The following is a 9406-nucleotide window of genomic DNA, read 5'->3' on the forward strand; positions in this document are numbered from 1 at the left end:
ATCCCCGTGGTCGTGAGCATCCCGCTGCCGGAGGCGGCGTCATGAGCCGGCTGTACCGGGACGCCTTCGGCATCCCCCACCTGCGCGCGGACGATCCGTACGAACTGGCCTTCGCCCAGGGACGCGTCACGGCCCTGGACCGGGCCTGGCAGCTCGAGGTGGAGCGGCGCCGGGCGACCGGCACGTCGGCGGCGGTCCTCGGGCCGGACTCCGTGCCCTGGGACCGCTTCGCCCGGCAGGCCCGGCTGGCGGACACCGCCGAGCGCTGCCTGCACGCGCTCGACGGCGACACGGCGGCGTGGGTGCGGGCCTACGTTGACGGCGTCAACGCCGGGCTTCCCGAGGGGGCGCGCCGGGCACCGGAGTTCGCCACCGCGAGGGAGACGGCACCGCGAGAGACGGCAGGGCCCGACGCGACAGAACCCCACGCGACAGAACCCCACGCGACCGGGCCCGACGCGACCGGGCCCGACGCGACCGGGCTCGCGCCGGGCCGGTGGGAGCCATGGACACCGATGGCGGTCTGGCTGTCCCACCACATCCTCTTCGCGCACTTCCCGGCGAAGCTGTGGCGCGAGGCGGTGGCCGAACGGCTGGGGTCCGAGGCGGTCGCGCTGTTCGCGGCCGACGGGCCGGGCACCTCGGGCAGCAACGGCTGGCTTGTCCCCGGCGAGCGCACCGTCACCGGCGCGGCCCTGATCGCGGGCGACCCCCACCGGTTCATCGAGGACCCCGGCTTCTACCAGCAGATCCGCCTGGCCTGTCCCGAGTTCGACGTGGCGGGACTGGCCGTGCCGGGTGTGCCGGGCATCGCCCACTTCGGGCACGCCGGCTCGGTCGCCTGGGCGATCACCAACGCCATGGCCGACTACCAGGACCTCTACCGGGAGCGGCTCCGGCGCCGCGACGGCCGCGTCGAGGCGCTCGGGCCGGACGGCTGGCGTCCGTGCGCCGCGCACGTCGAGGTCGTCGAGGTGGCGGGGGAGAGCCCGGTCGAGGTCGAGGTCGTCGAGACCGGGCGCGGCCCGGTCGTCATGCCCGGCGGCTCCGAGCGGGAGACCGTGTGGGAGGCGGTGAGCCTGCGGTATCCGCCCCGGGTGCGCCGCGACCTGGGGTTCGCGGCGCTGCCGGCGCTGCTGCGCGCGAAGACCGTGGCCGACGTCGACCAGGCGCTCGACCGCTGGGCCGAGCCCGTCAACGTCGTGCTCGCCGCGGACGTCGACGGCGGGCTGCTGCACCGGGTCGCCGGTGTGGTGCCCCTGCGCCACCCGGACAACGCGCTGCGGATCGTGCCCGCCTGGGAACCTGGGCACGAGTGGAGCGGCCGGTATGCGCCGATGCCGCGCCGCGCGGTCTCCGGCATCACGGTCATGGCCAACGAGCGTGGGCTCGCCACGCCGCTCGGCGTCGAGTTCGCCGCGCCGTACCGCGCCGCCCGGATCAGCGGCCTGCTCGACGGCTCGCCGCGCTGGTCGGCGGGGGAGATGGCGGCCGTCCACACCGACACGCTGGTGCCGGGCGCGGGCCCTCTCCTTGACCTGCTCGCCGGGCTGGACCGGCTCGGCCCCGAGGCCGTACGCCTGCGGGACCGGCTGCTCGGCTGGGACCGGCGCATGGACGCCGGCAGCACCGGCGCGGCGGAGTACGCCGCCGTCCGGGCGGAGGTGGTGCGGCGCCTGGCGGCACATCCCGCCCTGGCCGCTCTCGCCGGGGTGGACGCGGAGGTGCCCGAGGTCTTCCGGCCGTGGCTCGCGCTCACTACCCGCGTCGCGTACGCGCTGGAGAACCTGCTGACGACCGACCGGCTGCCCGGGCTGGACCAGGCCGCCCTCGCGGACCTGGCCCGGTCGGCGCTGGAGGACGTGACCGCACGCGGCGAGGCGACCGGCGTACGGTGGGGCGACCTGCACCGGCTCGACTCCTGGCGGGCGGTGCCGTTCCCCGCGACCCCGGACGCGGCCCCGGACGCGGCGCCTGCGGAGGCGGGCCTTTCCGGCGACCACGACTGCGTGCTGTCCACGTCGAGCGTGCCCGGCGTCACCCACCACTTCGCCCGGGGGCCCGCCGCACGCTACGTGTGGGACCTGTCCCGGCGCGACGGGAGCCTGTGGATCGTCCCGTTCGGCGCGAGCGGCGTGCCGGACGACCCCCATCGGCGTGACCAGCACCCGCTGTGGCTGCGCGGTGAACTCGCGCCGGTGGTCACGGACTGGGACCTACTCACCGAGGAGCAGCATGACCACTGAGCCGCTGACCACCGAGCCGCTGACCACCGAGCCGCTGACCACTGGGGCGCACACCACGGCCTCCGCACGGCGCGAAGCCGTGTGGGAGCAGACGGTCGAGGGATTCGGCACCGTCCGCGTCGTCCCGGTGGATCCGCCGGCCGACGCCGATCTGATCCACTCCTGGGTCACCGAGGAACGGGCCCGGTTCTGGGGCATGCTGGACGCGAGCCGCGACCGGGTGCTGGAGATCTACGACCACCTGGACGGACTCACCACCCACCACGCCTATCTCGTCCACCGCGACGACCTGCCGGTGGCGCTCTTCCAGACGTACGAGCCCGGGGCCGACCCGGTCGGGGAGTGCTACGACGTCCAGCCGGGCGACTTCGGGGTCCATCTGCTCCTCGGGCCGGCGGCGGGGGAGGGCGAGCGCGGCTTCACCGGCGCCCTGCTGTCCGTGCTCGTCGCGTACGCGTTCTCCGACCCGCGCCACACCCGGATCGTGGCCGAGCCGGACGCCCGCAACGACAAGGTGATCGCCCGGATGCTGCGTACCGGCTTCACCCTCGGGCCCGAGGCCGACCTGCCGGACAAGCGGGCACGGCTGTGCTTCCTGACCAGAGACGACCGCTGACACAAGGAGTGCGAGTGCTGCTCGACGCCCTTTCCGACCATCTGGAAGGCCTCGCGGCGGAGCGGGACGGCGTGCTGGGGGTCCTGCCCAGGCTGATCGCCGACGACTCCCCCGGCTGGATCCCCGCCGCCTCCCTCGTGCGGGAGCCGTACGAGGGGCTGCTCGCGCTGGTGGACGCGACGGCGGCCCAGTGGAGCGCGCCGCGTCACGTGGCGGCGGCGCTGCTGTGGAAGACCTACGGATACTGGCACACGATGCCGATGGCCCTGGGCTGGGCTCTCGGTCGCCGGGTGCCGCTGATGCGGCTGGAGGACACGCTGCTCAGGCCGTCCGCGGCGGGTGTGACGGTGGCGGCGTCCCGGGTGACCGTGGCCGTGCTCCCCGGCGACCCGCTGGCCGGGGCCGACGGCACCGTCGTCGTCCCCGACCTCGCGACGGCCATCAGGGAGGCGCTCCTGGAGAGCCAGTATCCGTTCGTCAGAGCCCTCAGCGCCGCGACCAAGGTGGGCGAGCGCACCCTGTGGGGGTCCACCGCCGAGGCGGTCGCCCACCCGCTGCTCGCGCTCGGGTCGTACGACGAGGCGGCCCGGCTGCTCGACGAGATCGGGCCGCCCGTGGCCGGACTGCTCGTGCCCGACGGCGACGGATACCGCCGCCGCACGTGCTGCCTGTGGGTGACGCTGCCGGACGCCGACCCCTGCTCCACCTGCTGCGTACGCTGACGCGGGGCTCACCGGGTCCCGAGGCTGCGGGCGGTGCCATCGGCGATCGCCTGGAGTTTGTCCGGGTTGGCGACGTTGTGAATGGCGGTGATCCGGCCCTCGGAGTCGAAGTCGAAGGTGACGGTGGCGATCACGCGACCCTGTCCGCGGAAGACGACACCCGGTCCGCCGTTGATCTCGGTGAGCTCGGTGGTCATGTCGGCGGGCTCGATGCCCTGATAGGCGACGGTGCCGATGGCCGCGAACCAGGCGGCCACCGTCGCCGCGCCCACGACCGGGCGCAGGGCCTGGCGGACCTTGCCGCCGCCGTCGGTCCACAGGGTGACGTCCGGGGACAGCAGCTCCATCAGGGCGTTCACGTCACCGCCGGTCGCGGCGGCGAAGAACCGCTCGGTGACCGCGCGCTGCCGCGACCGGTCGGCGGCGAAGCGCGGCCGCCGGGCCCGCACGTGCTCGCGAGCGCGGTGGGCGGCCTGCCGCACCGCGGCCTCGGATCGCTCGACCGCCTCCGCGATCTCGGCGTGGCTGAAGTCGAAGACCTCCTTCAGCACGAACACCGCGCGCTCGAGCGGGCTCAGCGTCTCCAGCACCACGAGCATCGCCATCGACACCGACTCGGCGTCCGCGACGGCCTCGGCGGTGTCGCCGCTCGTGAGGACGGGCTCCGGCAGCCACGGCCCCACGTAGGCCTCACGCTTGCGCTGGGTGGAGCGCAGCCGTTCCAGCGCCACGTTCGACACGATGCGCGTCAGGTACGCCTTCGGGTCGGCCACCTGCGAGCGGTCGGCCGCCGACCAGTTGATCCAGGCGTCCTGGACCGCGTCCTCGGCGTCGGCCGCGGTGCCGAGGATGCGGTAGGCCACCGAGAACAGCAGGTTCCGATGCCGGACGAACACCTGCTGACCGAGGTCGGCGGTCTCGGTCACCGCGCCTCCCCGAACCGGGTGAAGCGGCCGCCGCGCGGCCAGAACGCGCCCGAGGCCGGCATCTTCTTCATGCGTCCCCATGTGGGCCAGGGTGAAGCGGTCACCGTCTCCTTATAGCGGACCGCCGCGCGGCCGGTCAGGTACAGCCGCCGCGGGCTGTCGTCGGGGTGGGTGAACTGCACGACCGCGTCGTGCCGGCCCAGGCTGACCGGCGTGTGGTAGTAGCCGAAGCGGAACGGCTTGGGCCGCCTGCCCTTGATCGTCTGGACGATCGACACCGCGGCGTGGACACCGGTCGGCATGCCGCCCTGGCAGGTGCCGTGCATGACGCCGTAACCCTGGCGGATCGCCGCCGCGTCGCCCACGGCGTACACGTCGGGGTGGGAGACCGAGCGCAGGGCGGCGTCGGTCACGATGCGGCCGTGCGCGTCGACGGTCAGCCCGGCGGCTGCCGGCAGCGGCGACACCCGCGTGCCGCTCGTCCACAGGACGGCGTCCGCCGCCACGCTCTGCCCGCCGGCCAGCTCGACCGTGCCGGGCAGCACCTTCACCACCTCGACCCCGCTTCGTACGTCGACGCCCAGGCGCTCGAGCGCGGACCGCACGTACGCGCCGGCCTTCGGGGTCATGTCCGCGCCGGGCTCACTGCGGCCCAGCAGCACGACGCGCAGCTCCGGGTGCCGCTCGGCGATCTCCGCGGCCGACTCGACGCCGGTCAGCCCGCTGCCGACGACCGCCACCGTGCCGCCGCCGAGCCGCGACAGCCGGTCGGCCAGCGTCCCGGCGTCCTGGGCGCTGTCCAGGGTGTACGCGTGGTCCTCGGCGCCCGGCACCGCCGCGGTGTCGGCCACGCCGCCCAGCGCGTACACCAGGGTGTCGTAGGGCAGGACGCGCTCGTCGTCGATCCGCACGGTCTTCGCGTCCGCGTCCACCGCCGTCACCCATCCGCGCTCGAAGCGGGCGCCCGTGCCCGCAAGCAGTTCGGGGATGCTCAGCTCGGCGAGCCGCTGCCCGGTCGCCGACATGTGCAGCCGCAGCCGCTCGGTGAACCGCTCCTGCGCGTTCACCAGAGTCACCCGCACATTGCCGCTCCGCTTGACCCGCGACGCGAGCTGGATCGCCGCGGACAGGCCCGCGTACCCCGCGCCCAGGATCACCACCCGGTGTGTGGTCGCCACGCCGTCTTCGTGCCGTGCGCTCATCGTCTCCGCCTCCTCGTCTCACCGTTGACGACCAGCAGATGGAAACGGCCCGGCCGTACGTGACACGCACCCGATGTGACGCTCGCCACATCGCCCTGCGGAATGGCCTCTGGCGGTTCAGAGCTGGTCGGGCGCGACGGTGGCGGCGATGTGTGCCGCGACGCCGGCGGGCGGGAGGCCGGTCGTGTCGACGAGCCGGCCTTCGCGGCGGAGCCAGGGGAGGGCGTCCTGGTAGGCGGTCAGATGGTCGAGCCTCCACCGCGAGTTCGAGGGCGTGTCGCCCTCGATCCTCCGCAGGAGCGTGGCCCGGTCGGCGTGGAGCACGAAGTGGCGCAGCGGGACACCGGCCGCCTCCAGGCCCGCGCGGATCTCCCGCCAGTAGTCCTCGACCAGGACGGTCTGGGGCAGGACGAGGACGCCGCCGACCTGGCCGGCCAGCCGTGTGACGGTCTCCACGACGAGCGTCCGCCACAGCGTCCAGTCCTGGAAGTCCCCGACCTTCGGCAGGCCCGTGGCGTGCGTGAGCATGACGCCGACCTGTTCGGGGTCGAAGAAGTGCGCCCGCGGGATCGATCGCACGAGTTCCGCCGCCGTGGTGGTCTTGCCCACGCCGAACGTCCCGTTCAGCCAGATGATCACGCGTCGAACTCCGGCCGGGTCTGCTCCGGCGCCACGGCTTCACCGCGCCGTACGGCGGCGGCCCGGGCGGCGAGGAGCACGGACAGGGCCTCGCAGTCGTCCGCGGTGAGCGGCGCGAAGGGGAGCAGGTAGAGCCTGCCCCCTGGACCGTCGACCAGCTCGACCGGCAGGGAACGGGTGGGCACCTCGATCGGCGCGGTGGTGGTGGTCATGATGAGAGCGATTCTTCCGCACGCGACCGACATTCCCGCCCCCTGCGACGGCCGGGAGGCCGGGCGCCGAACGGTGATCGCTGCCATGATGTCCGGCAGCAGATGAGAGAGGTCGCCATGTCGGACATCGACGTGAAATTCGGCTGGTTATCCGGCGACGGGCCGCTGGGCTCCATCTTCGGGGTGTCCTTCGTCCGCGGGCTCGCGCCCCGGGAGGTGCTCGTCCGCCTGGGCGTGGACGAGAGCACCATCGACGAGATGACGTTCGAGGAGCTGGACGAGAACGCGGAGGAGTGCCTGGAGAGCTCGGACGGCATGGACGCCGCCTGGGCCGGCGCCGTGCGGCTGGGCGACTGGACCGTCCTCGTCGAGCCCGGCGGCTGGCGGGTCGCCGCCGAGACCGGCGTGCTCGAGCGCGTGTCGCGGGGGACCGAGGTCGTGGCGGTCAGCAGGCACGACTACGCCTCCGACGACTTCGCCCACGCGATCGACGGCCGGGTGATCACGCAGTTCGAACCCCTGGCGCCGCACCTGCGGTCCGGCGACGACCCCGACCGGTGGCTCGGCGAGATGCGCGACGTGGGGCTCGGCCGCGACGGCTTCGACGACCCCATGCCGCGGGATCCGATCGCCGCCGCGTTCGCCCTGGCGGGCGTCGTCACCGGGGTGGACCTGTCCCCCGCCCTGCTGGAGATGACGTTCCTCGCCGGCACGACGAACCCCGACGACTGAGCCCGGGCGGGGGCGTCAGGGGACGAAGCGGTAGCCCATGCCGGGCTCGGTGATCAGGTGGACGGGATGGGCGGGATCCCGCTCCAGCTTGCGCCTGAGCTGGGCCATGTACTGGCGCAGGTAGTGCGTCTCCTTCACGTACCGCACGCCCCACACCTCGCTCAGCAGCTGCCGCTGGCCGATCAGCTTGCCGGGGTTGCGGACGAGGAGTTCGAGGATGCGCCACTCGGTCGGGGTCAGCCGCACGTCGCCGGAGACGGTCTTGCCGGCCAGGTCGACCTCGTGGTCGCCGATCCGTACGCGGGCCGGCTCGCTCTCCCGGGGGCCGGTGCGCCGGGTGACCGCCCGCACGCGGGCCAGCAGCTCGTCCACCCCGAAGGGCTTGGTGACGTAGTCGTCCGCCCCGGCGTCCAGCGCGTCGATCTTGTCCTGGTTGCCGCTGCGCCCCGACAGCACGATGATCGGCACGCTGCTCCAGCCGCGTACGCCGTGGATCACCTCGACTCCGTCCATGTCGGGCAACCCGAGGTCCAGCACGATCAGGTCGGGACGCCGGTCGGCGGCCTCGCGCAGCGCCGAGCCGCCGTCCGCCGCGACGGCGACCTCGTATCCGCGCGCGACCAGGTTGATCCGCAGCGCGCGCAGGATCTGCGGCTCGTCGTCGACGACGAGGATGCGGCTCACGGCGCTCCGCCGCCGAGCTCCAGCGGAAGCCCGGGCACGTCGCCGGCGTGTACGGCCACGGGCAGGGTGAGGACCATGGTGAGCCCTCCCCCGGGAGTCTCGTCGGGTGTCAACTTTCCTCCCATCGCCTCGGCCAGTCCGCGCGCCAGGGCCAGGCCCAGCCCGACCCCGGTGTGGTTGTCCCGGTCCCCCAGCCGCTGGAAGGGCAGGAAGATCCGGTCGTAGGCGTCGCGCGGCACACCGGGCCCACGGTCGATTATCCGGATCTCGGCCCGCTCGCCGTACCTGCTGGCGGTGACGAGCACGCTCTCCCCGGCGGGGGTGTAGCGGACGGCGTTGGCGACGACGTTGGCGAGCACCCGCTCCAGCAGCGCCGGGTCGGCGACGACCTCGGGCAGGTCGGGCGGGATGTCGAGCCTCACCTCGGCGGCGAGCGGCCCGAGGTCGTCGACCGCCCGGGGCACGACCTCCTCGACGGCGACCGGCTGGGCGGCCACGCCGAGCACCCCGGCCTGCAGGCGGCTCATGTCGAGCAGGTTCGCCACCAGACGGTCGAGTCTGGCCAGCGACTCGTCCGCGGTCTCCAGCAGTTCGGCACGGTCCTGCGCGGACCACTCGACGTCGGTGGCGCGCAGGCTCTCCACGGCGGCCTTGGCTGCGGCGAGCGGGGTGCGCAGGTCGTGGCTCACCGCCGCGAGCAGCGCGGTGCGCATCCTGTCGGCCTCCGCGAGCGGCCTGGCCTGCTCGGCCTCCTCCTGCAGCCGTTCCTGCCGCAGAGCCACGGCGACCTGCGCGGCGAACGCCTCGATCACGCGGCGTTCCGAGGCGTCGAGCAGCCGGCCGCGCGCGGCGAGCACGAGGTCGTCGTCGATGTCCACGTCGGCGTCGGCGGCGCCGGGGCAGGCGCACGGCTCTCCCCCCGCGGTGGCCACGATCCGCCAGGAGCCCGGGTCCGACCGGTCGTCCGGTCCCTGCCCCACCTCGGGGCGCCGTTCCAGCAGCGTGACCGCGGCCAGGCCGAACGTCTCCCGCGTACGCGCGAGCAGGGAGGGCACGGCGGCCTCGCCGCGCAGCACGTGCCCGGCCAGCGCGGACAGGATCTCGGCGTCCGCCCCCGCGCGGGCGGCCTCCCGCGTACGGCGGGCCGCCACGTCCACGATCATGCTGACCGCCGCCGCGACGAACACGAAGACGACCAGGGCGAAGAGGTTCTCGGGATTCGCGATCGTCAGGGTGTGCAGCGGCGGGGTGAAGAAGAAGTTCAGCAGCAGGGAGCCGGCGACCGCCGCCGTGATCGCCGGCCACATCCCGCCGATCAACGCCACGCCCACGACGGTGGTCAGGAACAGCAGGATGACGCTCGGCAGGGCCAGCGTGCCCCGGAAGGGGAGCAGCGCGGCGGTGAGCAGCGGCAGGCCGCCGGCGGC

At 74.0% G+C, this 9406-nt stretch carries 10 protein-coding genes; 4 read left to right on the forward strand and 6 right to left on the reverse strand.

What is annotated here, in order from left to right; all coding sequences use genetic code 11:
* Positions 1 to 41: 41 nt before the first annotated feature.
* From AB0J39_RS14715 to AB0J39_RS14725, 3 genes are read left to right on the forward strand one after another with little or no spacing between them, the layout of a single operon-like run.
* Positions 42 to 2246, forward strand: coding sequence for a penicillin acylase family protein (locus AB0J39_RS14715; protein WP_363464347.1), 2205 nt, complete (start codon positions 42 to 44; stop codon positions 2244 to 2246).
* Positions 2236 to 2862 (forward strand): GNAT family N-acetyltransferase, encoded by a 627-nt coding sequence (locus tag AB0J39_RS14720; protein ID WP_363464349.1) that lies wholly within the window; start codon positions 2236 to 2238, stop codon positions 2860 to 2862. Before AB0J39_RS14715 ends, AB0J39_RS14720 begins: the two co-directional genes overlap by 11 nt.
* Before the next feature lie 14 nt (positions 2863 to 2876).
* On the forward strand, positions 2877 to 3584 hold the full coding sequence (locus AB0J39_RS14725) for a (2Fe-2S)-binding protein (RefSeq protein WP_363464351.1): 708 nt from the start codon (positions 2877 to 2879) through the stop codon (positions 3582 to 3584).
* A gap of 8 nt (positions 3585 to 3592) precedes the next feature.
* Here AB0J39_RS14725 and AB0J39_RS14730 read toward each other — a convergent pair whose 3' ends face one another.
* From AB0J39_RS14730 to AB0J39_RS14745, 4 genes are all read right to left on the reverse strand, one after another.
* Positions 3593 to 4510: an RNA polymerase sigma-70 factor gene (locus tag AB0J39_RS14730; protein ID WP_363464352.1), complete on the reverse strand. Its 918-nt coding sequence runs from the start codon at positions 4508 to 4510 to the stop codon at positions 3593 to 3595.
* The gene (locus tag AB0J39_RS14735) at positions 4507 to 5712 is read right to left on the reverse strand and encodes an FAD-dependent oxidoreductase (RefSeq protein ID WP_363464354.1); all 1206 of its coding nucleotides are present in this window, start codon (positions 5710 to 5712) and stop codon (positions 4507 to 4509) included. The genes AB0J39_RS14730 and AB0J39_RS14735 overlap by 4 nt, the downstream gene beginning before the upstream one ends.
* A 117-nt stretch (positions 5713 to 5829) precedes the next feature.
* Positions 5830 to 6351, reverse strand: a complete 522-nt coding sequence (locus tag AB0J39_RS14740) for an AAA family ATPase (protein ID WP_363464356.1) — start codon at positions 6349 to 6351, stop codon at positions 5830 to 5832.
* Positions 6348 to 6563: a hypothetical protein gene (locus tag AB0J39_RS14745; protein WP_363464358.1), complete on the reverse strand. Its 216-nt coding sequence runs from the start codon at positions 6561 to 6563 to the stop codon at positions 6348 to 6350. Before AB0J39_RS14745 ends, AB0J39_RS14740 begins: the two co-directional genes overlap by 4 nt.
* Before the next feature lie 117 nt (positions 6564 to 6680).
* Between AB0J39_RS14745 and AB0J39_RS14750 the strand changes: the two genes are divergently transcribed.
* The gene (locus AB0J39_RS14750; protein ID WP_363464360.1) at positions 6681 to 7295 is read left to right on the forward strand and encodes a DUF6461 domain-containing protein; all 615 of its coding nucleotides are present in this window, start codon (positions 6681 to 6683) and stop codon (positions 7293 to 7295) included.
* 15 nt (positions 7296 to 7310) lie between these two features.
* On the opposite strand, the gene AB0J39_RS14755 is transcribed toward AB0J39_RS14750, so the two are convergent.
* Together AB0J39_RS14755 and AB0J39_RS14760 are read right to left on the reverse strand one after the other, a co-directional pair.
* Positions 7311 to 7979, reverse strand: coding sequence for a response regulator (locus tag AB0J39_RS14755; protein ID WP_363464362.1), 669 nt, complete (start codon positions 7977 to 7979; stop codon positions 7311 to 7313).
* On the reverse strand, positions 7976 to 9406 hold a 1431-nt coding region (locus AB0J39_RS14760), incomplete at its 5' end, for a DUF4118 domain-containing protein (RefSeq protein ID WP_363464364.1). The genes AB0J39_RS14760 and AB0J39_RS14755, both read right to left, overlap by 4 nt.

Origin of the sequence: Microbispora sp. NPDC049633 (genome assembly GCF_040675265.1) — a bacterium.
Taxonomy (GTDB): domain Bacteria; phylum Actinomycetota; class Actinomycetes; order Streptosporangiales; family Streptosporangiaceae; genus Microbispora; species Microbispora maris.